We start from the raw sequence: 22,919 nt of genomic DNA, 5'->3' as shown, positions 1-22,919 counted from the left end.
GGGCTCTCAGGCTGGCAGCCCGCCGCGCGCCAGCGCGGCTGATCCCTGCGCGAGCCAGGTGGCAAGGTCGGCTTCCAGGCTGCCACTGCTGCTCATGGCCAGCACCGAGCATTTTGGATGCCCGGTAAAGCGCAACACCACGAGCGGTACGCCGGACACCGCCATGAATACCCGCTCGCCCTTGCTGGCGTTGAACCATCCCGAATAAAATCCGAAGCCAGCGATGCCGTTGCGCTTGGTTGTGATGCCAAGGCTGCGCACGTCGGGCAGGCGCTCGATGGCGGGCGCCCGGATGTCGGCGCGCGCCAGCCGGAAGGTGTAGAAGGCATGCCTGACCACAATGACATCGGCGCCCAGTTCGACCGAGTGACGCATCAGTATGCTGGCGCAGAGAACCAGGGCGAATAATCCCGATGCCACGAGTATGCCGCCGACCAAACCGGTTTCCATGGCATCCGGCGCTTTTTGGTGCGGAGTCAGGTAATAGAAGAACGTGGCCAGCAGGAGCGGTACCGCGATCAGCATGCCGATCAAAAAAACTTGCTTGTTGGAAGTTGGAATGTCGGTTTTCATCATCCGGGTATCCCGTCATGGCATGGTTGGCTATATTTATCAGACAGTAGCCAGACAGTATAGTTCCAGAACGCGCTGTAAACGGTCCGTTCGCGTCGGCGCAGGATGCACCGCCTTGGGTGCCGATGCAGACATGTCCGAGCAGGCAGGGGAGCCACTCACGGTCGCCTACAAGCTGCCAACACTGCCGGGTGGAAGCCCGTTAAGAACCCGATTAACAGATACCGCAACGAAGTTTGAAATGACAACAACACAAGCGCACAAAGATTGGGTAAGTTTTCTTCGCAACCAGATTGGGGGGGAGTTCGCTGTCACCAAGTACGACGACGATGAACGGACCACAAGCATCCCCATTTATTCGAGCCAGACGGAAGGAGGCCTGGTTGGCGCAACGGTCGGCCTGATGGACCTTGACCAGAGCAGAAATCCTGCCGTCCAGATCCGCACAGAAATCTTGATCGACACGCGCATGGACGACGCGCGAGGGCTTAATCTACTCTCTACAATCGCCTTTTATATCATAAAAAATCAATGGCGGGTTTCACCTGGGACCGTCTTCGAAGAAATTGGCGGGATGTACTTTCCCGGCACTGCGCTCCGTCATATTTACTTTACCGCCCCGTATCAATGGGACGGCATGTCCAAAGTCGTATTGAGCGACCGAACCATTTTCCCGCTGATCGCCATTCCAATTTCGACAGCAGAGGCAAATCTGGCGAGTCAAGATGCTGGAAACGCACTCGAATCACTATGGGATGCCAATCGCGTTGACGTTTTGGACTGGAATCGAAAAAGTTCTGTTTAACGCCAATCGTAAGATATCGGGAAAGCGCAGGTCGACAAATGCCTGCCCTGCCATCTCGGGCTATCAAAGCACATTGAAAAACGCGCGTTGGCCTTTTACGACGAACGCTTAAAACGGCGGATGCGGATCGTCCGGCACCACCACCAGATAATAGGTCAGCATGCTGGCCAGCGCGCAAAAAATCCAGAAGAAGAAAAAGCCGATCGTGTACACCGCCATCGGCGACAAGGCCAATTCACCCAGGTGCAGTTCTTCGCGCGGATCGAACATCGCAAAGAAACAGCCTTCGGCCAGCATCGCCGCCAGGAAGGCGGGCCACAGTACTTTCATCGCAAGACGCATCGACACTCCCCCGTTTAGTTAGCTGCTTGCTGGACGTCGGCCTTGATCGCCAGCGCCTGCTCGCGCGGCCAGTGCCAAGCGGCGGCCAGGCGCCAATCGCGCTTACCCCCTTCGACCACCACCTGCCAGCGCGCGCGCTCGAGCATCGGCAGCGCCACCGAAAAACGCCCTGCGGCGTCCGGGATCACATCGATCTTGCGGTCCTTTTCGGGCTGGGTGGCGTGCGCCAGGTGAATGCTGAACGGCGCGCTCAAGGGCTGCCCGCCGCTGCTCAACATCCCCGCCAGCTTTTCGCTGGCCGGATCGTAACGCGCGTCGAAACCGAGGCGCATGGCGCTGGCCACGCGGTCGCGCCGCAAGTCCTGGTTGATCGCCTTGCCCTGCTTGTAATAGTCGTCGACGACCATGGCGTCCTGGCCGCGATAGGCAATGACGCCGAGGTTCACGCCGGCCACCACCACGATGGCGGGACCGAGCATCAGCAGCCATGGCCAGCGGTGCTTGTACCACGGGCCGGCGGGGGGAGTCAGGGGTGTGGCGGTTTGCATGCGAGTCTCCTTGTTTGCTTATTCTGGCTTATTTGGGCACGATGAACACGGCTTTTTCACGCACCGTGAGCGACGGATCGTCCACCGCGGTGATTTCGAACTCGATATGGTTCGAGCCTTTCGCCGCCGCACTGCGCTCCACCTGCACCCGCACCGGCACCGCGCGCGTGCTGGCGCCGTCGAGCACCGTCTGGTCCGGCGTGGCCAGGCGCACCGAATCGAGGCCCGAGACCTTGATGCGGAAGGTATGCCCCTCTTCCGCCGTATTCATGATCTGCAGGCGGTACACGTTCTCGATCTGGCCATCGCCCACTTCGCGCCCCATCGAACCACGGTCGCGGATCACGTCGACCTTGAGCGGGGTGCGCAGCGCCAGCGCGGTGCCGAAACCGGCCACGATCAGCACCAGCAGCCCGGTATAAATCAGGACGCGCGTGCGCAGGATGCGCTGGCCGATGCGCTTGGCCGACCACTTGTTGTCCATCGCGTTGTCGGTCGAGTAGCGAATCAGCCCGCGCGGCAGGTCGATCTTGTCCATCACGCCGTTGCAGGCGTCCACGCAGGCGGCGCAGCCGATGCATTCGTACTGCAAGCCCTTGCGGATGTCGATCCCGGTCGGGCACACCTGCACGCACATATTGCAGTCGATGCAGTCGCCCTTTTTCTTTGCTTCTTCCGCCGTGGCCTTGGGATTGATGGGACCGCGCGGTTCGCCCCGTTCCTGGTCGTAGGTGACGATCAGGGTGTCCTTGTCGAACATGGCGCTCTGGAAGCGCGCATACGGGCACATATATTTGCACACCTGCTCGCGCAGCCAGCCGGCGTTGCCGTAAGTGGCAAACGCATAAAAACCGATCCAGAACCATTCCCACGGTCCCAGCGCAAAGGCGCCGATGTTCGCCAGCAGCGAACGCACCGGCGCAAAATAGGCCACGAAACTAAAGCCCGTAAACAGCGCCACCGCGCCCCACGCCAGGTGCTTGGCGGTCTTCCTGGCCAGCTTGTCGGCGGTCCAGGGCTGGCGGTCGAGGCGGATGCGGGCACTGCGCGCGCCTTCGATCTTGCGCTCGATCCACATGAAAATCTCGGTGTAGACCGTCTGCGGACAGGCGAAGCCGCACCACACCCGTCCCGCGATCGCGGTGACGAGGAACAGCAGGTAGGCGGCGATGATCAACAGCGCCGCCAGGTAGATGAAGTCCTGCGGCCACAACACCATGCCGAAGATGTAGAACTTGCGCGCACCAAGGTCGAACAGGACGGCCTGGCGGCCGTTCCAGTTCATCCACGGCAGGCCGTAAAAGACCAGCTGCGTGATCCACACGCAGGCCCAGCGCAAGCTTGCGTATCGTCCTTTTGCTTCGCGCGGATAGATTTCCTCGCGCGCCGCATACATCCGGATCACCGCCGGCTTGGTGGGGGCCTCGTTCATTTGGCAGCTACCTCCGCCACTTGCGGCTTGGCCGGATCGTTCGACAGGCTCCACACATACGCCGCCAGCACGTGCACCTTCGACTCGCCCAGGAACTCGTGGAAGGCCGGCATGGTGTTGGTGCGGCCCTTGCGGATCGTTTCCATGATCGTCTCGGCGCTGCCGCCGTACAGCCAGACCTTGTCGGTCAGGTTGGGCGCGCCCAGTGCCTGGTTGCCGACCCCGCCGGCGCTGTGGCAGGCGATGCAGGCGGCGAACTTGGACTTGCCGAAGGAGACCTTGATCGGATCGGCCGTCAGTCCCGACAGGCTCTTGACGTAATGCGCCACGTTTTCGATATCGGACTCGGAGCCGACCGCCGCGCCCATCGGCGGCATCATGCCATTACGGCCCTTCATGATGGTTTCCTTGATCACCGAGGGCTCGCCGCCGTGCAGCCAGTCCTTGTCGGTCAGGTCGGGATAGCCCTTGTTGCCGCGCGCATCGGAACCGTGGCACTGCGCGCAGTAGGTCAGGAACATGCGCTCGCCGATGGCGTGCGCCTGCGGATCGGCCGCCACGGCCTTGAGGTCCTGGCTGGCGTACTTGGCGAACAGCGGGCCGTAGTCGGCATCGGCCTTGGCCAGCTCCTGCTGGTATTCGCCGGTCGACTTCCAGCCCAATTTGCCGGCGTAGCTGCCCAGCCCCGGATACAGCACCAGGTACACCAGGGCGAACACGATGGTGATGTAGAACAGCCACATCCACCAGCGCGGCAGCGGGGTATTGAGTTCGGTCAGGTTCTCGTCCCACACGTGGCCGGTGGTGCCGTCGCTGCCCGGTTCGACCGTGTGGGTCGACTGCGACCACAGCAGCACGCCGCAGCCGACGATCGCCAGGATCGTGATGATGATGATGTAGAGGTCCCAGAAACCGCTGGTGAAATCAGCCATGACCGCTCTCCCCTGTGTTGTCCTCGTTGTCGTCCGCAAACGGCAGCGCTGCCTGCGTTTCGAAGTCCTTGTTGCCCTTGAGGACAAACGTCCACAGCAAGATGCCGCAGAAGGTGGCGAAGCTGATGACGGTCATTACGCTGCTCGCACTGTCAAAAATATGTTCGATTGCCATGTCAGTTCCTGGTTTTGATCTGGATGCCGAGGCCCTGCAAATAGGCGATCAGGGCATCCTGTTCAGTCTTGTCGGCCAGCGCGGCCGGTGCCTGGGCGATGTCTTCTTCCGAGTACGGCGTCGACAGGCGCTGCAGGGCGCGCATTTTCGGAATCACTTCGGCCGGGTTGAGCTTGGTTTTGGCCAGCCACGGGTAGCCCGGCATGTTCGATTCCGGCACCACGTCGCGCGGGTTGTCCAGGTGGGTGCGATGCCATTCATCGCTGTAGCGGCCACCGACGCGCGCCAGGTCGGGACCGGTGCGCTTGGAACCCCACTGGAACGGCCGGTCGTAGACGAATTCGCCGGCCACCGAATAGTGGCCATAGCGCTCGGTCTCGGCGCGGAACGGACGGATCATCTGCGAGTGGCAGTTGTAGCAGCCCTCCCGCACGTAGATGTCGCGTCCGACCAGGCGCAGGGCCGAGTAAGGTTTCAGGCCGGCCACCGGCTCGGTGGTCGACTTCTGGAAGAACAGGGGAACGATTTCCACCAGGCCGCCGAAAGATACGACCAGCAAAACCAGTCCGATCAGCAGCCACGGGTTCTTCTCGATTGACTCATGTGAAAATTTCATTACAAGCTCCGAAATCAGGCGTGTGCGGGTAAAAGGGTCGGAATGCGCGCATCTTCGCTGGCGGTGCCGCGCATCGTCTGGAACGTGTTAAAGGCCATCAGCAGCATGCCGGTCAGGTACAGCAGGCCGCCGCCGACGCGGATCACGTAGTACGGGTAGGTTGCCTTGACGCCTTCAACAAACGTGTAGGTCAGCGTGCCGTCGCTGTTAACAGCGCGCCACATCAGGCCCTGCATCACGCCGGCGATCCACATCGAAGCGATATACAGCACGATGCCGATGGTCGCGACCCAGAAGTGGGTGTCGATCAGGCGCACGCTCCACATTTCCTTCTTGCCCGCCAGGCGCGGGATCAGGTAGTAGATCGAACCCATGGTGATGAATCCGACCCAGCCCAGGGCGCCGGCATGCACGTGGGCGACGGTCCAGTCGGTGTAGTGCGACAGCGCGTTGATGGTCTTGATCGACATCATCGGGCCTTCAAACGTAGCGATACCGTAGAACGAGAGCGACACGATCAGGAATTTGAGGATCGGGTCCGAGCGCAGCTTGTGCCATGCGCCCGACAGGGTCATGATCCCGTTGATCATCCCGCCCCACGATGGCGCCAGCAGGATCAGCGAGAAGACCATGCCGATCGACTGGGTCCAGTCGGGCAGCGCGGTGTAGTGCAGGTGGTGCGGTCCCGCCCACATGTAGGTGAAGATCAGGGCCCAGAAGTGGACGATCGAGAGGCGATACGAGTACACAGGGCGCTCGGCCTGTTTCGGGATGAAGTAATACACCATGCCGAGGTAGCCGGCGGTGAGGATGAAGCCGACCGCATTGTGGCCGTACCACCATTGGATCATCGCGTCCTGCACCCCGGCGTAGGCCGAGTAGGACTTCCAGAACGAAGCCGGCATGACCGCGCCGTTGACGATGTGGAGGATCGCCACGGCCAGGATGTAGCCGCCGAAGAACCAGTTGGCGACGTAGATGTGCTTGACCTTGCGCTTGACGATGGTGCCGAAGAAGACGATCGCGTAGATCACCCAGACCACCGTGATCAAGAGCGCGATGGGCCATTCCAGCTCGGCGTATTCCTTACCGCGCGTGAAACCCATCGGCAAGGTGATGGTGGCCAGCACCAGGATCGCCTGCCAGCCCCAAAAGGTCACCATGGCCAGCGCGTCCGAGAACAGGCGTACCTGGCAGGTGCGCTGCACCACCCAGTACGAGGTTGCAAACAGGCCGTTGATGCCGAATGCGAAAATGACCGCGTTGGTATGCAGCGGACGCAGGCGCCCGTAGCTTAACCATGCGATGTCGAAATTGAGGGCCGGCCAGGCCAGCTGCGCGGCGATGAAAACGCCGACCAGCATACCGATAACGCCCCAAAAGACGGTGGCGATCGTAAAGTATCTGACGATCTTGTTGTTGTAATTTAAAGCTCTGTCCACAAAGGCTCTCCTGAGAATGCAACGATGACAGCAGAAGAGTAAATTTCTCAGACTCAAAAATCCTTGATGTGAATCAAAAACGCCGGAATCACTCGTTGTCGTTGCGCAATGAGTTCTGTGCCGTGTCCGGCGCGGCGGGCAACTCTTCGTCGTCGAGCAGGATGCGCATGCCGGGACCATCGAGGTCGTCGAACTGGCCGCTGTCGGCCGCGCCGAAAAACACCCACGCCGCCAGGATGACGATGAACACGCTCAGGGGGACCAGCAGGTAGAGCGATTCCATTATGCGGTCCTGGCGCGGCGCAGGCGCAATGCGTTAATGACAACCACGGCGGAACTGAGCGACATGCCCGCCGCCGACAGCCACGGATTGATCAGCCCGAAGGCGGCCGCGGGAATCGCCACGCAGTTGTAGACGCTGGCCCAGGCCAGGTTCTGGCGGATGATGCGCAGCGCGCGCGCCGCTCCGAGGGCCGCGTCGTCGAGCGACGTCAAGCGGTTTGAGAGCAGCACGCAGTCGGCCGAGAGCTGCGCCAGCGCGGCCCCGCCGCCCATGGCGAACGAGACATCGGCCGCGCGCAGCACGGCGGCGTCGTTGATGCCGTCGCCGACCATCGCCACCACCGCGCCCTGCGCTTGCAGCTGCTGCACGTAGGCGAGCTTTTGCTCCGGTAGCTGCTGGCCGATGGCGGTCTCGATGCCGAGCGCCGCGCCGGTGCGGCTGACCACGCCCTGGTCGTCGCCGCTTAACAGAATGACGCTCTGGCCACGCGCCTTGAAGCGCCGCACCACCTCGGGCGCATCGGCGCGCAGGGCGTCGGCCAGTTCGAAGCGCGCCAGCACGACGCCGTCGACGCCGAGGTAAACATTACTCACGTCGGGCCAGCGCGGGGCCGGCGCGGCGCCCGCATAGCCGTCGCGCCCGAGGCGATAGCGCACGCCGTCGATCGTGCCTTCCACGCCCTGCCCCGCTTCGCTATGGAGCTCGGTCGCGTGCGGCGCGCCGCTTGGTGCGGCATTGCGGATCGCCAGCGCCAGCGGATGGGCGCTGCCCGCCTCCAGCGCCGCCGCCAGTTGCAGGCAGCGCGCCGCGTCCAGCGTCGCCAGTGGCTCCACGTGGCGCAGCACCGGGCGCCCTTCGGTCAGGGTGCCGGTCTTGTCGAACACAATATGGGTGGCGCGTTGCAGCGTTTCCAGCACGTGCGGCTGCACCACCAGCACGCCGCGCCGCACCAGCGCATCGGTGGCGGCGGCCAGCGCGGTCGGCGTGGCCAGCGACAGCGCGCACGGGCACGACACCACCAGCACCGCGATCGCCACCTGCCAGGCGCGCGCCGGGTCGACCATCTGCCAGCCGATGAACACCGCCACCGTCAGCAGCAGCAAACCCACCACGAACCAGGCGGCCACCTGGTCGGCCCACTGGGCGATGCGCGGCTTGCCCTGGCCGGCTTTTTCGACCAGCTTGACCAGGCGCGCCAGCGTGCTGTCGCTGGCCACGCGGGTCACGCGCAGCACGATGGCCTGGGTGGTGTTGATCGCGCCGCCGGGCAGCTCGTCGCCCGGCACGCGCGCCAGGGCGCGGCTTTCGCCGGTCAACAGCGCCAGGTCGATGTCGGAGTGTCCTTCGAGGATGATGCCGTCGGCCGCGACCGCGCTGCCCGGTTCGACCAGGATCACGTCGCCCTCGGCCAGGCTGGCGGCGGCGACCATGGTGGCCTGGCGCGATGTTGGCCATCCGGCCAGGCGCTGGGCCGCCGCCGGCAAGGCGCGCTGCAGGTCTTCCAGCGCGCGCGCGGCTTTGCGGCGCGCCATCATTTCGAGATAGCGGCTGGCCAGCAGCAGGAAGATGAACATCGTCACCGAGTCGTAGTACACCTCGCCCGTGCCGCGCAGGGTCGCCAGCACGCTCGCGCCAAAGGCGGCGCCGATGCCGATCGCCACCGGCAGGTCCATGCCCGGCATGCGCGCGCGCAGGCTGGCCCACGCCCCTTTGAAAAACGGCTGGGCCGAGTACAGCACCGCCGGAATGGTCAGCAGCAGCGAAGCCCATTGCATCAGGGCGGCCATCGGCGCGTCCATGGTGCCGTCTTCGGCAATGTAGGCCGGCAGCGCGTACATCATCACCTGCATCATCGACAAGCCGGCCACGAACAACTGGCGGAACTGCTTCTTGCGGTTCTTTTCTTGTTTGGCGCCATGCAGCGCCGCTTCGTAAGGATAAGCGGTGTAACCGATCCCGCGCAGGGCCTGGACGATGTCGCTCGGCTTGCAGGCGGCGGCGTCCCATGTCATGTGCAGGCGCTCGGTGGCCACGTTGACCTGGGCCTCGCGCACGCCGGGCAGGCGCGCCAGGCGCCGTTCGATCAGCCACACGCAGGCGGCGCAGCGGATGCCGTCGAGCGAGTACACGCCGTGCGAGAACTCCCCTTCACGCTGTTCGCCCTGGGTCGCCACGACGGCGCTGTCGTACAGCGCCAGCTCGGGCGGCACCAGCTCCACGCCTTCGGCCCGGTCGGCGAACACGCTGCGGGTGCGGTAGTAATCGGCCAGGCCGGCTTCGACGATGCCGTGCGCGACCGCTTCGCAGCCGGGGCAGCACATCGGGCGCGCCTGGCCATCGATGCGCACCGACCAGGTGGCCCCGAGAGCGACCGGCAGCCCGCAGTGGTAGCAGGCGGTGGCGAACGGCTGCGCGCTCAATGGCTACCCGCCGTGATGCACAGCGCGTCGAGCCAGCCGGCCTGGCCGCCGCCGGCCGCGCGCACCAGGCCCAGCACGCCGAACGCCAGCACCACCACGCCGGCGCCGATGCGCACGGCGCGCTGTTGCAGGGCCGCGCGCAGGCGCGCCCCCGCCATGCCCATCGCCAGCAGCATCGGCAAGGTGCCCAGGCCAAAGGCGAGCATCACCAGCGCGCCGTCGGCACCCGAACCGGTGAACATGGCGGTCATCAGCACGCTGTAGACCATCCCGCACGGCAGCCAGCCCCACAAGGCGCCCAGCGCCAGCATCTTGAGCGGGCTGTCGAGCGGCATGATGAAGCGCATCAGGGGCCGCGCGTGCTGCCACAGAATCTGCCCCAGCGATTCCAGTTTGGCGAGGCCGCGCCAGGCGTCCATCAGGTACAGGCCGAGGATGACCAGCATCAGGTTGGCCAGCCAGTAGCCGCCGGCCTGCAAGGCGGTCAGGCCCGCGAGGGTGCGCGCGCCGCCAGCGAGGCCGCCGGCCAGCGCGCCGGCCGTCATGTAGCTGGCGATGCGGCCGGTGTTATACGCCAGCACGCGCGCGCCGCCGTCGAAGGCGGCGCGCTGGGTCATGACGGCCACCGGAAACGGACGCGCGCCGGCAGGCGCCGGGGGCACCGCCGAAAACGCGCTGACGATCCCGCCGCACATGCCGACGCAGTGGACGCTGCCGAGCAGGCCCACCACGAACACCGGAATCAGATTGACTGCGTTCACCCCTGCCCCGTCAGATCGTCCGCGAGTAACGCGGCGCCGGCGCGGCCTGAGTCAGAAACCGGTCGAACACCATGCACACGTTGCGGATCAGCAGGCGTCCTTTCGGCGTCACGCTCAGCCACTCGGGGCCGATGGTTACCAGGCCGTCGGCTTCGAGCACCTTGAGGCGTTCCAGTTCGGCCGCGAAGTAGCTCGAAAACGCGATCGGGTACGCCTGCTCGATGGACGGCATCGACAGCTCGAAGTGGCACATCAGCATCTGGATGATGGTGCGGCGCAGGGCGTCGTCCATCGACAGGCGGATGCCGCGCGCCACCGGCAGTTCGTTCTTGTCGATCAGGTCGTAATAGGCGTCGAGCGTCTTGACATTCTGGCTGTAGGTGGCGGCCACCGCGCTGATGGCCGACACGCCGCACGAGACCAGGTCCATTTCGGCGTGCGTCGAATAGCCCTGGAAGTTGCGGTGCAGCCGGCCCTGGCGCTGGGCCACGGCCAGGTCGTCTTCCGGCTTGGCGAAATGGTCCATGCCGATGTACACATAACCGGCCTGCTCCAGCTTGCGGATCGCCAGGCCGAGCATGTCGAGCCGTTCGTCGGCGCTCGGCATGTCCGCTTCGTTGATGCGGCGCTGCGGCTTGAACAGGTGCGGCATGTGCGCATAGTTATAGATGGCGATGCGGTCCGGATCGGCCTTGATCACCTTGTCGATGGTTTGCGCCATCGTAAATACGTTCTGCTTGGGCAGGCCGTAAATGAGGTCGATGCTCACCGAGCGGAAGCCCGCTTCGCGCGCGGCGTCGATGATGGCCTGGGTTTCGGCCTCGGGCTGGATGCGGTTGACCGCCGCCTGCACCGCCGGGTCGTAATCCTGCACGCCCAGGCTGACGCGGTTGAAACCCTGGCGGCGCAGGCTCAGGACACGCTCGCGCGAGACCGTGCGCGGATCGATTTCGATCGAATATTCGCCGCTGCCGTCGGGCGCGAACTGGAACCAGCGGCGCAGGTGGTCCATCAGCTCTTCCATCTGCGCGTCGGTGAAATAGGTCGGCGTGCCGCCGCCCAGGTGCAGCTGCTCGATCTGGTTCATGCCGGCGAACAGCCTGCCCTGCATCTCGATCTCGCGTTTCAGGTAGCCCAGGTAGGTAACCGCCTTGTCGTGGTTCTTGGTGACGATCTTGTTGCAGGCGCAGTAGTAGCACACCGATTCGCAGAACGGGATGTGCAGGTACAGCGAAAGCGGCTTGACCGTGCCGCGCGTGCGCAGCCCCGCCACCGCATGCAGGTAGTCACGGTAGCCGAAGGCTTCGCTGAAGCGGTCGGCGGTCGGGTACGAGGTGTAACGCGGACCGTTCTGGCTCAACTTGCGGATCAGGTCCGCATCGAAATCGATCGGACGCGGATTGGCGATGGGGATAACGGTGTGCAGCATGGTGGGCTCCTAGGCGATGGGACCGAGTGTAGGGATCAGGGCTCGCGAAATCCTTGACCTGCATCAAAAACGGCTGAGTCGGCATGTGCTTGCCGTTTCGCCGGCGCCCGCCGCACCCGGCTCTCGCCGCCGAACTTGAACACCGAGATCGCCTGCGCCAGGTGCACGGCCTGCTCGGCCACGCTGGCCGCCGCCGTGGCCGATTCCTCGACCAGGGCCGCGTTCTGCTGGGTGATCTGGTCCAGGTGGGCCACCGCTTCGTTGACCTGGGCGATGCCGCTCTTTTGCTCGATGCTGGCGCGCTTGATGTCGCTCATGATGGTGGTGGCGCGCTGCACCGATTCGACCACGCCGGCCATGGTGCCGCCGGCTTCCTCTACCAGGCGGTCGCCGTTCTTGACCTTGGTGACGGAATCCTCGATCAGGTGCTTGATGTCGCTGGCGGCGGCGGCCGAGCGCTGGGCCAGCGCGCGCACTTCGCCCGCCACCACGGCAAAGCCGCGTCCCTGCTCGCCGGCGCGCGCCGCTTCCACGGCGGCGTTCAGCGCCAGGATATTGGTCTGGAAGGCGATCCCGTTAATCAGGCTGATAATATCGACAATCTTGGCAGCCGAATCACTGATCTGCCCCATCGTCGCCCCCACCTGGGCCACCGCCTGGCCGCCCTTGCCGGCGATCGACGACGCCGACAGCACCAGCTGGTCGGCCTGCAGCGCGCGCTCGGCGTTCTCGCCCACGGTCACCGCGAACTGCTCCATGCTGGCGGCGGTTTCTTCGAGGCTGGACGCCTGCGACTCGGTGCGCGCGGCCAGGTCGGCGTTGCCGACCGCGATTTCGCGCGTGGCCGTCTCGATCGAGGCCACATTGCTGCGCACGTCGCCGATGATGGCGCGCAGGTTGACCGCCACCTGGCGCAGGCCGCGCAGCAGCTGGCCCATGTCGTCGGTGCGGTCGGCGGCGCACAAGAACGACAAGTCGCCGCCGGCCAGCGCCTGCACCGCCTCGGCCGCCTGCCGCATCGGCGCCACGATGGCGCGATGCAGGGCGACCCAGCCGGCCAGCGCCAGCAGCGCGCCGCACGCGCCCAGGCCGGCCAGCACGACGCTGCCGGACGCCGCGCCAAGACCGGCAATCAACACGGCCAGGCTGCCCATCAGGATGCCGATCCGTACGCCGATCGGCAAATGCAGCGCGGCGCGCAGGCGCGTGGCCAGGCCGGTGCGCACCGCGCCGCCGTCCACGATCGCCAGTCCGGCGGCGCGGCCCTCCTTGAAGCGCCGGTACAACTCGCCGGCGGCCTTGATCTGTTCGCGCGTCGGGCGCGTGCGCACCGACATGTAGCCGACCGCCTGGCCGTTTTCCTTGACCGGCGTGACGTTCGCCACCACCCAGTAAAAGTCGCCGTTCTTGCGCCGGTTCTTGACCAGGCCTGTCCAGGGACGGCCGTCCTTCATGCTGCGCCACAGGTCCGCAAACGCTTCGGCCGGCATGTCCGGATGGCGCACCAGGTTGTGCGGCTTGCCCAGCAATTCGTCTTCGGGAAAGCCGCTGACCTCGATAAAGGCGGCGTTGACGTAGGTGATCAATCCCTTGGTGTCCGTTTTGGAGACGATGGACTGGCCTTCGCGCAGCTCGTATTCGATACCCGTTACCGGCAGATTATTGCGCACGGAGATACTCCTTTTGCCCTAGAGCATTAATTCAATAGGACGAGTCTAGGGAGCTTGGAGGCTGAAATCCTTGATATGCATCAAAAATGGCCGGGCGACAGGGCTACGCCCGGGTGTGCAAAATACGGGGTATGTGGGTTTTCGCCACACATTCGCATGCCTCGATGGCGGTTTGACAGTAGAAGTATTTACAACGGGTGGCGCACGCAGCCCTCTTACTGCCACACGCCCTTTTCCTCGACCAGGGTCTTGGCGCCCTGCGAGACGGTCAGTTTTCCATCGGAAGTCACCCGGTAAACCGTGGCCCCGTTCTTGAAGATGTAGCCCTTGAATTCGCAAAATGGCACGTCCTTCTCGCACTTCCCTTCCACGGTCTTGCCGCGCAAGACGATGGCCTGGCCGGTCTTCTTGCTCGTTCCCGTGTACGAGACTTTGCCGCACACCCGGTATTCGACCGCGCACTCTTCTTCTATATTGATGATGAACGAGGGCGTGATCAGGATATCGGCGCGGGCGGCGCCGATGGCGCCGAGGGTCAGGGCGAGGAGGATGGCGGGTTTCATTCGATGGTCCGGGATAGAGATGGCAACGGCGGGCATTGTGCCACAGGCGACTACTTCAATGGCATTGCATTTGCCTTCAGGGTGCTCAGATGGCGAGCAAATTGACAATCCGGGCGGGATTTATGTGCGACAATCACGTTGTTGACAGAAAAATATTATTCTGGTCATTGCGCAGAAATATCGCGGTGAATGAATAACAATTAAATATCCGTTGCAGAGGTAGTTTCGCAAACGGTGAGACGGTCAAAATCCAAGGAAACTGATATTTTTTTCAAACACGGCAATCCAGTTCCGGAGTCGCGCAGAGTGACGAGCGATTGTATTGCGTGACCAGAACACGATTATCAAGCAATCTCACCCAAAAATCGGCGGCGCAGGTGAATGGGGGGCGTAAGCGCTATTACTCATCATGACTTGGCTCGATATTGCGCAGGTTTGGCATGCTCTTGATCATCAAGCTGACGCTCGCGATAAACAAGCAGAAAAACAGAAGCCCAACCAATATAATCACTGCTCCGCTCGCCAAATTCGAGCGCCACCGTTCGTCCAGGCCGTCTTTTGCAGCGAGCATCTCGGCCGACGTCTGATGAAAATCAAGTGCGACCTGCCTTGTGTATTTTTTCACTTCTTCAGAGTGTGCCGTGCTCATCCGAATTGCTCCACCCTCGCCCACGTATTCAACCAGCATCCTGCCGTCCGCCAACTTGCGCGCTCTGAAACATAACACAACCATATAACTACGGCCATCATCGGTTTCTCTGAGTAGAACTTGAGACCCGTCCACATAATAGTCGCAAAATTCCAATAATCCTTGTGACCTTCCCAAGCTGCTGATCTGGTACAGAAAAGTAAAACCCGTTCTTTCTGTCCATATAACTATAGCCGAGATAATTGTCAAAACGCCTGCTACAAAAATAGCGCCGCGTCGTACACCGTTAAAAATTGCCATGTCGATTTCGTCCATTTGGCTGTGGCCTTTCAAGACGCGCTCATGCGATTGTCGCGATGCGCGATCAGCGCAATCTGCATGGCCAGCATGGTTCTTCAAGCCATCTTACCCAAAAAGCGACGGCGCAGGTGGCCGGCACATGGGATCATCTGTCCGTCCCTGGCCACGCCGTGCTGCCTTGCACTACCAAAAATGAGCGCAAGCCAACGTATGTAACTGTAGAGCGCAGCTACAAAGTCAATCGCATATGCACCGACCCGTCTTCGGCCGCCTTGCTGATCTCGAAACCGAGCTTGCGCGCCAGCTTGGTGATGCGGGTGTTCTGCGGCAGCGCCTCGCCCACGATTTCGCGCGTGCCGCGGCTGCGGCAATAGGCGATCAGCTTTTCCATCAGCACGTAGCCCAGTCCATGCCCTTTCAGGTCGGAGCGCACCGTCACCGCGAATTCGGCGGCGATGTTATCGGGGTCGCACACCACGCGCGCCACGCCCAGCGTTTCGTTCACGCCGTCGGGACCGGGGCGGGTGGCGATGAAGGCCATCTCGCGGTCGTAGTCGATCTGGGTAAAGCGCGCCAGTTGCGAGGCGTTCAGTTCGCGCACGCGCACGAACATGCGGTAGCGCACGTCGTCGTCGGAGAGCGCGTTGAACATGGCCACGTGGGCCGGGCCATCCTCGGGCTGGATGGGGCGCAGCAGCAGCGCTTCGCCGCACCAGTCGATGCGCTCTTCCAGCTCGCGCGGATAGGGGCGGATCGCCAGCCGGTCCAGGGTGCTGGCCGAATGGTCGGCAAGCGCCACCCGCATGCGCGCGTCCAGCGCCAGCGCACCCTCGCTGTCGACCAGCAGCGGATTGATGTCGAGCTCCACCATCTCGGGCAGGTCGGCCACCATGTGCGAGATGCGCATCAGGGTGGCGATGATGGCGTCCATGTTGGCGGGCGGCCGGTTGCGGTAGCCGGCCAGCAGCTTGGCTACGCGCGTGCGCGATATCAGGTCGCGCGCCAGCACCACGTTCAGCGGCGGCAGCGCCACCGCATGGTCGGCCGTCACTTCGACCGCGATGCCGCCCTGGCCGAACAGGATCACGGGGCCGAACACCGGATCGGTGGCCACGCCGATGATCAGTTCATGCGCCTCGGGGCGGCGCGCCATCTGCTGCACCGAAAAGCCCTCCAGGCGCGCGTCGGGCCGCAGTTCGGCCAGGCGCTTGTTCATGCGCAGGGCCACCGCGCGCACCGCCTCCGCATCTTCCAGGTCGAGCGCCACGCCGCCCATGTCGCTCTTGTGGGTGATGTCGGGCGAGACGATCTTGAGCGCGACCGGAAAACCGATCGCCTCGGCCGCCGCCACCGCCTCGTCCACCGATTGCGTGCTGCGCGTTTGCACCACGGCCACGCCGTAGGCGGCCAGCACCGACTTGGTTTCCGGCTCGCTGAGCAAGGTACGGCCCTCGGCCAGCGCCTTGCGCACCAGCGCGCGCGCCGCTTGCGGGTCGGTCGCGCCATCGTCGCTGGCGGCCGGCGGCACCTGCATCAGCAGGTTCTGGTTGCGCCGGTACTGTACGATCTGCAGGTAGGCGCTGACCGCTTCTTCGGGCGTGCCGAAACTGGGAATGCCGGCCTCGGTGAAGATCGCGCGCGCCTCGGCTACCGCATCGCCGCCCAGCCAGCAGGCCAGGATATTGCGCGACGATGCGCTGGCGATCGGGGCCAGCGCACGCGCAATGTCCGCGCTCGGCACGATGGCCGTGGGCGCATGGATGAACAGGATGGCGTCGGCCTGCGGGTCTTTGAGCAGGATGTTCAGCACATCGACGTAGCGCTGGGCCGGCGCGTCGCCGAGGATGTCGACCGGGTTGGCGCGCGCCCAGGTGGCGGGGAGCACGGCGTCCAGGCGGGCCACGGTGTCCGGCGCCAGCTGCGCCATGCCGCCTTTGCCGCACACCACCGCATCGGTCGCCATGACGCCGGGGCCGCCGCCATTGGAAAAGATGGCCACGCGCTCGCCGAACAGCGGGCGCGCGTGCGCCAGCGTGGCCACGGCGGCGAACAGCTCTTCGGTGCCGAGCACACGCAGCATGCCGGCGCGGCGGATGGCGGCGTCGTAGACGTCGTCCGATCCGGCCAGCGCCCCGGTATGCGAGGCGGCCGCGATGGCGCCTTCGGCCACCCTGCCCGCCTTGAGCACCACGGTCGGCTTGCTGCGCGCGGCGGCGCGCGCGGCCGACATGAATTTGCGCGCATGGCGCACGTCTTCCATGTATAGCAGGATGGCGCTGGTGCCGGGGTCGGAAGCGAGGTAGTCGAGCAGGTCGCCAAAATCGATGTCGGCGCCCTCGCCCAGCGAAATGAACTTGGAAAAGCCGATCCCGCGCGACCTGGCCCAATCGAGCACGCCGGTCACCATGGCGCCGGACTGCGACACGAAGGCGATCCTGCCCGGCAGCGCGCCGGTATGCGCGAAGCTGGCGTTCAGGCCGATGCCGGGCACCAGCAGGCCGACGCTGTTCGGTCCCAAGAGGCGTAGCACATACGGTTTGGCGGCGTCGAGCGCGGCCTGGCGCAAGGTGCGCCCGCCGCTGTCATGCATGCCGGACAGGCCGGCCGTGAGGATGATCGCCGCGCGCGTGCCCGCTTCGCCGAGCTGGCGCACGATGCCCGGCACCGTGGCCGGCGGGGTGCAGATGATCGCCAGGTCGGGCGCCGCCGGCAAGCTTGACACGCGCGCGTACACGCGCAGTCCGGCCAGGCTGTCGTACTTGGGGTTGACCGGGTAGATCGCGCCGGCAAAGCCGCCCTCGATGACGTTGCGCAGCACGGTCGCGCCCACGCTGTTCGGCCGCGCGGACGCGCCGATGATGGCGACCGACTTCGGGGCGAACAAGTGCTGCAGGTTCCTGACGCTCATGATGATCCCTTTTGATTCGGCGTGACGATGGGCGCACAGCGTAGACGGCGCGACCGCCCCCTCGCTTGATGTGCATCAAATTAGACAAAACAAAGGTTTGCGCACGCCGAACACCGCTGGACGCGCTCCGTGCCAGGGCCTACGCTAGGGTATCCCAACCTACAGGAGCCGCCATGCCGTACAAGACCATCCTCGTCCACGTCGATCATGCGCGCCACGCCGAAGCGCGCCTGCTGGCCGCCGCCAGCGTGGCGGCCGACTGCAGCGCCCACCTGATCGGCGCGGCCATGAGCGGGGTCTCGCGCTACGTCTACCAGGATGGCGCCACCGACCTGCTGCAAACCGTGCTCGCCACCCACATGGAGGAACTGAACCGGCGCGCCAATGCCTCGCTCGACGTTTTCGAGCGCATCGCCGCCGGCGCCGCCGTGCGCTCGTTCGAACGGCGCATGGTCGACGACGAACCCGGCGCCGCGCTGGCGCTGCAGGCGCGCTATGCCGACCTGGTGGTGCTGAGCCAGTCCGATCCCGACGATCCGGTCGCGCGCATGACCCCCGGCCTGCCCGAATACGTCATGCTGGCCAGCGCGCGCCCGGTGCTGGTGATCCCGCACGCCGGCCACTTTCCCGTGATCGGCAGCGAGGTGCTGGTGGCCTGGGACGCCAGCACCGCCGCCACGCGCGCGCTGGCCAACGCCCTGCCGCTGCTCAAACGCGCGCGCCGCGTGACGGTAGCGGTGTTCAATCCCGACGACGCGCACGGCCAGCAACCGGGCGCCGACATCGCCCTGTACCTGGCGCGCCACGGCGTCAAGGCCGACGTCATGGCCCAGCACACCAGCATCGACATCGGCGAAGCGCTGCTGTCGCTGGCGGCCGATGTCGACGCCAACCTGATCGTGATGGGCTGCTACGGCCACGCGCGCCTGCGCGAACTGATGCTGGGCGGGGTAACGGCCACCATCCTCAAGTCGATGACGGCGCCGGTGCTGATGTCGCACTAGCATCCTGCTGCGCCAGCCACGCGCGCCCCGCTTCCACCGCCGCATCGAGTTCGCGCGCCGCCTGCAGGAACAGGGCCGCCGTGTCGCCCGCCGGCTCGCCCCTGAGCGACTGCTCCAGTTCCAGCGAGGCGGCGGCGAAGCGCTTGGCGCCGACGCTGCCGATCCCGCCGCGCAGCATGTGCAGCATCTTGGCCGCTTCGTCGTCGCGTCCCGCGTCCCAGTGCACGCGCGCCTGGTCGAACTGCTGGTGGCCTTCGCCCACCACGCGGCGCACCAGGTTGGCCACGGCCGCCAGGTGCTCCGGATTGCCTTTGGCGATGTCGACCAGGGGCCCGAGCCTTAACACCGGCAGCCCCGCCGGCGTTGGCGCCGACACGGGCGCGGCCACCGGCGCGGGCGGCGCGCGCACCCGGCCCAGGCCCGGCAAGTGACGCGCGATCGTGGACAACATCTCGTCGACGTCGATCGGCTTGGCGATGACGTCGTTCATGCCTGCGTCGGCGCAGGCGCGCCGTTCGGACTCGGTCACGCCAGCCGTCAGCGCCAGCACCGGCAGGCTCAAGCGCAGGCCGGCGCGGATGCGGCGCGCCGCCGCGTAGCCATCCATCACCGGCATCTGGATATCCATCAGCACCAGGTCGTAGGCGCCCGGATTGGCCGCCAGCCGCGCCAGCGCCAGCTGGCCGTTGCCCACGATGTCGAGGCGCGCGCCGACGCTCTCTAAAATCCCGCGCGCGACCACCTGGTTCAGGTCATTGTCTTCGGCCAGCAGCAGGCGCGCGCCATCGAGGCGCACGCCGTCGGCGCCGCCATGCACGGGCGGCAGGCCGCTGGCGGGCCGCAGCGCCGCCTGGGCGCGCTGCACCAGTACCTCGTGCACGGTGTCGAACAGGCTCGAACCGGTCACCGGTTTGCTCAGGATGGCGTCGGCCTGGCTGGCCGCGCTGCCTTCCATCAGCTTGCCGCGCCCGTAGGCGTTGACCATCAGCGCGATCGGCAGGCGCGCCGCCGGCATGTGTTCGCGCAGCGCGCGCATGGTGGCCGCGCCGTCCATGCCGGGCATTTGCCAGTCCAGCAGCACCACGTCGTAGTGGCGCTGCGCGCTGGCGGCGCGCGCCACCATCTCGAGCGCTTCGGCGCCCGAGGCGGCCACCTCGGCTTCCCAGCGCCAGCCGGCGATGGTCTTGGACAGATACTCGCGGCTGGTGGCGTTGTCGTCCACCACCAGCAGGCGCAGGGTGCCCAGCGCGGCGTCGGGAACGCTGCCGCCGTCCGCCTCCGGGGCTACCAGCAACGGCAGGCAGACCACGAATTCGCTGCCGCGCCCGGGCGCGCTGTCAAGTTCAATGGTCCCTTTCATCATCCCGGCCAGGTGCTTGGAAATGGTCAGTCCCAGCCCGGTGCCGCCGAAGCGGCGCGTGGTCGACGAGTCGCCCTGGGTGAAGGGCGAGAACAGGCGCGCCTGCTGCGCCTGGTCCATGCCGATGCCGGTGTCGCGCACCCGGATGCGCAGGGTCAACTGATCGCCGGCGCGCGCGGCCACGTCGACCAGCACGCTCACTTCGCCCTGCTCGGTGAACTTGATGGCGTTGCCGGCCAGGTTGACCAGCACCTGCTGCAGGCGCAGGGCGTCGCCCACCAGCGCGCGCGGCACGTCCGGCTCGACCCCGATGGCCAGGTCGAGGTCTTTGTCGCCGGCCGATACGCTCATGATGTCGGCCACCGCCGCCAGCACGTGACCGAGGTCGAAGGGCGCCTCGGCCAGTTCCATGCGCCCGCCCTCGATCTTGGAAAAGTCGAGGATGTCGTTCATGATCCCCATCAGCGACTGGCCCGAACTCCTGATCATGTCGAGGTATTTGCGCTGCTCGGTTTTCAGGTCGGTGTGCGCCAGCAGGTAGGTCATGCCGAGCACCGCGTTCATCGGGGTGCGCAGTTCGTGGCTCATGTTGGCCACGAATTCGCCCTTGGCGCGGTTGGCCGCCTGGGCGCGGTCGCGCTCGAGTTCGAGCTCGGTGGCGCGCGCGGCGATTTCGCCGGCCAGGCGGCGCCGCTCGCTGATGTCGCGCACAAAGGCGTTGGCCACGAAACCGTCGCTGGTCTGGAAGGCGGCCACCGCCATCTCGATCGGGATTTCGCGCCCGTCGCGGTGCAGGGCGCTCACCTCCAAGCGGTTGTTGATCACCGGGCCGGCGCCGCTGCCGGTAAAGCGCGCAAAACCGGCGTCGTGGGCGGCGCGCTGGGCTTGCGGGATGATCAATTCCGACAGGCGCCGACCGATGGCGTCGGCCGCGCTCCAGCCGAAGGTGCGCTCCGCTTCGGTGTTCCAGTCGGTGATGCAGCCGTCCACGCCGAGCGCGATGAAGGCGTCGTTCGAGTTTTCCAGGATGACCCGGATGCGGCGCTGCTCGCGCACCAGCTGGGCCAGCAGCGGGCGCACCTGGATCAGCAGCAGCGATGCGCCCAGTCCGACCAGCGCCACCAGGATGATCATGAGGGTGTTGGCCTTGTCGCGCAGCGGCTGGTACACGGTGTCGAGGTTGCTCTTGACCACCACGCCGAGGCCGAAGGCGCGGATCGGCGTGTAGGCGGCGAACACGGCCACCCCGCGCAGGTCGCGCGTGACGGCCACCCCGGTGCGCCCCAGCAGGGCCTCGTTGATCGGCAGGTTGACCTGGCCGTCGGGCTTGAACATGGGAATGCGGAACGTGGCCGGATAGAAGCGGGTCGGCGCGCACAGGGCGTCCTTGCCGTCCAGGCTGCACAACAGCACGTCCGACGACGGACTGCTGGCGCGAATCTCGGCCAGCAGGCGGTCGATGATTGGCAGTTGCTGTTCCGCCAACATGCGTCCGATGACGCGCCCGCCGTCGCGCATCTCGTTCTCGGTGGCCAGCAGGTAGCGCCCGCGCCACAGCAGGCGCGCACGCTGGCCGCCGGTCGCCAGCGGCTGGGCCGTGCCGGGTGCGCTTTCGGTGAATACGCCGCTGGCGGCCAGCACGGTGCCGTCCAGGCTTTCGAAACGCAGCGCGCTGATGCCGGCGTTCATGAAGCTTTCGGCCTCGCCCAGCAAGGCGGCGCGGGTGGCGGCGTCGCCGCGCCCGGCGGCCAGCAGCGCCACCGGCCCCTTGACCGAGGGCCGGTTGGCGATCGTGCGCGGAAACCACAAGCTCGTTTCCAGCGAATTGCCGACCGTGGCGGCGCTGCTGACGGCCGACAGGCGCATATTGTCGGCGATCGAGGCTTCGTAGCTGTCGCGCATGGCGGCAAAGCCGGCCGCGCCGGCGGAGACGGCCACCAGCGCCACCACCGCAATGGCGCGCGCGGTGATGCGTTTTTCATTGTCCGGGATGGCGGCGCGCACGGTGACGCTACTTCTCAGCGACCATAAACCGAGGCCCAGCACGCTCATGCCGACCGCGGTCGGGGTGACCATGGCGTTGTAGGCGGCCAGCCGGTACAGCACTTCGAGCTTGAGGAAGTAGCCGGCCAGGGCCGCCAGGCCGATCCCGGTTACGGCCGCCGCGCAGCAGGTCAGCAAGCCACGCAGGCGGGCGCCGCGCCGTGGCAGGCGGATCAGGCGCAGGGCGATCCCGGCCAGCAGGAAGCCGAGGCAGGTGTTGGGCGCCATGCGGCCCGGGTGCGGGATGTTGGCGGTGGGCGCGGTGGGCACGCGCACGAAGTCGATCCCCAGGTTCAGGCCGGAAATGTGCTCGACCAGCACCAGCGCCGGCAAGACCAGCAGCAGCCAGGAGCACAGGCGCCACAGCGCCGTGCGCCAGGCGCTCGCGTGCGCCTTCGCGTGCGCGCGCGGCAGGGCCAGGCAGCAACACACGCCGGCGGCGATGAACAGCACGGGACTGTTGATGCCCATCTGGGCCGAACCGGGGATCAGGGTGGCGATCGTGGCGCTGTTGAAGATCCAGCGCGCGGCGACCAGCGTGCCGAGCAGGCCGATGAACAGGCCGGCGCTTTGTTCAGCCGAGAAGGCGGATTTTTTCATGGAGTAGCCAAGGTTCGGACCGGATAAAGATTACCACATGCAAATGCGCGCAGGCATCCGACAA

19 protein-coding genes are annotated in these 22,919 nt (G+C 65.5%); 2 read left to right on the top strand and 17 right to left on the bottom strand.

All coding sequences use genetic code 11. From position 1 onward, the window contains the following. Window positions 1–6: 6 nt before the first annotated feature. Window positions 7–576 (bottom strand): hypothetical protein, encoded by a 570-nt coding sequence (locus tag F0185_RS28600; RefSeq protein WP_167230784.1) that lies wholly within the window; start codon window positions 574–576, stop codon window positions 7–9. Between F0185_RS28600 and F0185_RS28595 the strand changes: the two genes are divergently transcribed. Next, window positions 560–1,378, top strand: coding sequence for a suppressor of fused domain protein (locus F0185_RS28595; RefSeq protein WP_167230781.1), 819 nt, complete (start codon window positions 560–562; stop codon window positions 1,376–1,378). The genes F0185_RS28600 and F0185_RS28595 overlap by 17 nt on opposite strands. A 108-nt stretch (window positions 1,379–1,486) precedes the next feature. On the opposite strand, the gene F0185_RS28590 is transcribed toward F0185_RS28595, so the two are convergent. From F0185_RS28590 to F0185_RS28520, 15 genes are all read right to left on the bottom strand, one after another. Continuing rightward, a complete protein-coding gene (locus tag F0185_RS28590) occupies window positions 1,487–1,708 on the bottom strand; it encodes a hypothetical protein (protein ID WP_187362674.1) in 222 nt (73 codons plus the stop codon). Window positions 1,709–1,734: 26 nt separating this feature from the next. Further along, the gene (locus tag F0185_RS28585; protein WP_167230775.1) at window positions 1,735–2,268 is read right to left on the bottom strand and encodes a FixH family protein; all 534 of its coding nucleotides are present in this window, start codon (window positions 2,266–2,268) and stop codon (window positions 1,735–1,737) included. A 28-nt stretch (window positions 2,269–2,296) separates the two neighbouring features. Then, on the bottom strand, window positions 2,297–3,700 hold the full coding sequence (gene ccoG, locus F0185_RS28580) for a cytochrome c oxidase accessory protein CcoG (RefSeq protein WP_167230772.1): 1,404 nt from the start codon (window positions 3,698–3,700) through the stop codon (window positions 2,297–2,299). After that, window positions 3,697–4,632: a cytochrome-c oxidase, cbb3-type subunit III gene (gene ccoP, locus F0185_RS28575; RefSeq protein ID WP_167230769.1), complete on the bottom strand. Its 936-nt coding sequence runs from the start codon at window positions 4,630–4,632 to the stop codon at window positions 3,697–3,699. Before ccoP ends, ccoG begins: the two co-directional genes overlap by 4 nt. After that, window positions 4,625–4,807, bottom strand: a complete 183-nt coding sequence (locus tag F0185_RS28570) for a cbb3-type cytochrome oxidase subunit 3 (protein WP_166892309.1) — start codon at window positions 4,805–4,807, stop codon at window positions 4,625–4,627. The genes ccoP and F0185_RS28570 overlap by 8 nt, the downstream gene beginning before the upstream one ends. A gap of 1 nt (window position 4,808) precedes the next feature. Further along, on the bottom strand, window positions 4,809–5,423 hold the full coding sequence (ccoO, locus tag F0185_RS28565; protein ID WP_166892312.1) for a cytochrome-c oxidase, cbb3-type subunit II: 615 nt from the start codon (window positions 5,421–5,423) through the stop codon (window positions 4,809–4,811). Between the two features lie 14 nt (window positions 5,424–5,437). Further along, window positions 5,438–6,865 (bottom strand): cytochrome-c oxidase, cbb3-type subunit I, encoded by a 1,428-nt coding sequence (gene ccoN, locus F0185_RS28560; protein ID WP_167230766.1) that lies wholly within the window; start codon window positions 6,863–6,865, stop codon window positions 5,438–5,440. An 88-nt stretch (window positions 6,866–6,953) separates the two neighbouring features. Continuing rightward, on the bottom strand, window positions 6,954–7,148 hold the full coding sequence (gene ccoS, locus F0185_RS28555) for a cbb3-type cytochrome oxidase assembly protein CcoS (RefSeq protein WP_167230763.1): 195 nt from the start codon (window positions 7,146–7,148) through the stop codon (window positions 6,954–6,956). Then, on the bottom strand, window positions 7,148–9,568 hold the full coding sequence (locus F0185_RS28550) for a heavy metal translocating P-type ATPase (protein ID WP_167230759.1): 2,421 nt from the start codon (window positions 9,566–9,568) through the stop codon (window positions 7,148–7,150). The genes ccoS and F0185_RS28550 overlap by 1 nt, the downstream gene beginning before the upstream one ends. After that, the gene (locus tag F0185_RS28545) at window positions 9,565–10,329 is read right to left on the bottom strand and encodes a sulfite exporter TauE/SafE family protein (RefSeq protein ID WP_167230756.1); all 765 of its coding nucleotides are present in this window, start codon (window positions 10,327–10,329) and stop codon (window positions 9,565–9,567) included. The genes F0185_RS28550 and F0185_RS28545 overlap by 4 nt, the downstream gene beginning before the upstream one ends. Before the next feature lie 10 nt (window positions 10,330–10,339). Beyond that, window positions 10,340–11,758, bottom strand: a complete 1,419-nt coding sequence (hemN, locus tag F0185_RS28540; protein WP_167230753.1) for an oxygen-independent coproporphyrinogen III oxidase — start codon at window positions 11,756–11,758, stop codon at window positions 10,340–10,342. 35 nt (window positions 11,759–11,793) lie between these two features. Beyond that, complete coding sequence (locus F0185_RS28535; RefSeq protein ID WP_167230750.1) at window positions 11,794–13,428, bottom strand: methyl-accepting chemotaxis protein; 1,635 nt, start codon at window positions 13,426–13,428, stop codon at window positions 11,794–11,796. Between the two features lie 215 nt (window positions 13,429–13,643). Further along, window positions 13,644–13,991 carry a hypothetical protein gene (locus tag F0185_RS28530; RefSeq protein ID WP_167230747.1) on the bottom strand — a complete coding sequence of 116 codons (348 nt, stop codon included), beginning with the start codon at window positions 13,989–13,991 and terminating at the stop codon, window positions 13,644–13,646. A gap of 400 nt (window positions 13,992–14,391) precedes the next feature. Then, window positions 14,392–14,955: a hypothetical protein gene (locus F0185_RS28525; RefSeq protein ID WP_167230745.1), complete on the bottom strand. Its 564-nt coding sequence runs from the start codon at window positions 14,953–14,955 to the stop codon at window positions 14,392–14,394. Window positions 14,956–15,169: 214 nt separating this feature from the next. Next, entirely contained in the window at window positions 15,170–17,848 is a 2,679-nt protein-coding gene (locus F0185_RS28520) for a bifunctional acetate--CoA ligase family protein/GNAT family N-acetyltransferase (protein ID WP_167230742.1), read from the bottom strand. A gap of 173 nt (window positions 17,849–18,021) precedes the next feature. On the opposite strand from F0185_RS28520, the gene F0185_RS28515 reads away from it, so the two are divergent. After that, window positions 18,022–18,852, top strand: coding sequence for a universal stress protein (locus F0185_RS28515; protein ID WP_167230739.1), 831 nt, complete (start codon window positions 18,022–18,024; stop codon window positions 18,850–18,852). On the opposite strand, the gene F0185_RS28510 is transcribed toward F0185_RS28515, so the two are convergent. Continuing rightward, entirely contained in the window at window positions 18,815–22,855 is a 4,041-nt protein-coding gene (locus tag F0185_RS28510; protein WP_167230737.1) for a response regulator, read from the bottom strand. The two genes, F0185_RS28515 and F0185_RS28510, sit on opposite strands and share 38 nt — an antisense overlap. Between the last annotated feature and the right edge of the window lie 64 nt (window positions 22,856–22,919).

The organism is Massilia rubra (assembly GCF_011682065.1).
GTDB lineage: Bacteria > Pseudomonadota > Gammaproteobacteria > Burkholderiales > Burkholderiaceae_D > Telluria_A > Telluria_A rubra.
The sequence above is the reverse complement of the archived record's forward strand: the minus strand, read 5'-3'. Positions and strand labels throughout refer to the sequence as shown.

What these genes read in the sequence shown, in the direction of transcription:
- F0185_RS28530 (WP_167230747.1), bottom strand. Translation starts at nt 13,991, where the DNA reads ATGAAACCCGCCATCCTCCTCGCCCTGACCCTCGGCGCCATCGGCGCC.
- F0185_RS28510 (WP_167230737.1), bottom strand. Translation starts at nt 22,855, where the DNA reads ATGAAAAAATCCGCCTTCTCGGCTGAACAAAGCGCCGGCCTGTTCATC.
- F0185_RS28520 (WP_167230742.1), bottom strand. Translation starts at nt 17,848, where the DNA reads ATGAGCGTCAGGAACCTGCAGCACTTGTTCGCCCCGAAGTCGGTCGCC.
- ccoO (WP_166892312.1), bottom strand. Translation starts at nt 5,423, where the DNA reads ATGAAATTTTCACATGAGTCAATCGAGAAGAACCCGTGGCTGCTGATC.
- F0185_RS28585 (WP_167230775.1), bottom strand. Translation starts at nt 2,268, where the DNA reads ATGCAAACCGCCACACCCCTGACTCCCCCCGCCGGCCCGTGGTACAAG.
- ccoG (WP_167230772.1), bottom strand. Translation starts at nt 3,700, where the DNA reads ATGAACGAGGCCCCCACCAAGCCGGCGGTGATCCGGATGTATGCGGCG.
- F0185_RS28515 (WP_167230739.1), top strand. Translation starts at nt 18,022, where the DNA reads ATGCCGTACAAGACCATCCTCGTCCACGTCGATCATGCGCGCCACGCC.
- F0185_RS28600 (WP_167230784.1), bottom strand. Translation starts at nt 576, where the DNA reads ATGATGAAAACCGACATTCCAACTTCCAACAAGCAAGTTTTTTTGATC.
- F0185_RS28590 (WP_187362674.1), bottom strand. Translation starts at nt 1,708, where the DNA reads ATGAAAGTACTGTGGCCCGCCTTCCTGGCGGCGATGCTGGCCGAAGGC.
- F0185_RS28570 (WP_166892309.1), bottom strand. Translation starts at nt 4,807, where the DNA reads ATGGCAATCGAACATATTTTTGACAGTGCGAGCAGCGTAATGACCGTC.
- F0185_RS28595 (WP_167230781.1), top strand. Translation starts at nt 560, where the DNA reads ATGTCGGTTTTCATCATCCGGGTATCCCGTCATGGCATGGTTGGCTAT.
- ccoP (WP_167230769.1), bottom strand. Translation starts at nt 4,632, where the DNA reads ATGGCTGATTTCACCAGCGGTTTCTGGGACCTCTACATCATCATCATC.
- F0185_RS28525 (WP_167230745.1), bottom strand. Translation starts at nt 14,955, where the DNA reads ATGGACGAAATCGACATGGCAATTTTTAACGGTGTACGACGCGGCGCT.
- hemN (WP_167230753.1), bottom strand. Translation starts at nt 11,758, where the DNA reads ATGCTGCACACCGTTATCCCCATCGCCAATCCGCGTCCGATCGATTTC.
- ccoS (WP_167230763.1), bottom strand. Translation starts at nt 7,148, where the DNA reads ATGGAATCGCTCTACCTGCTGGTCCCCCTGAGCGTGTTCATCGTCATC.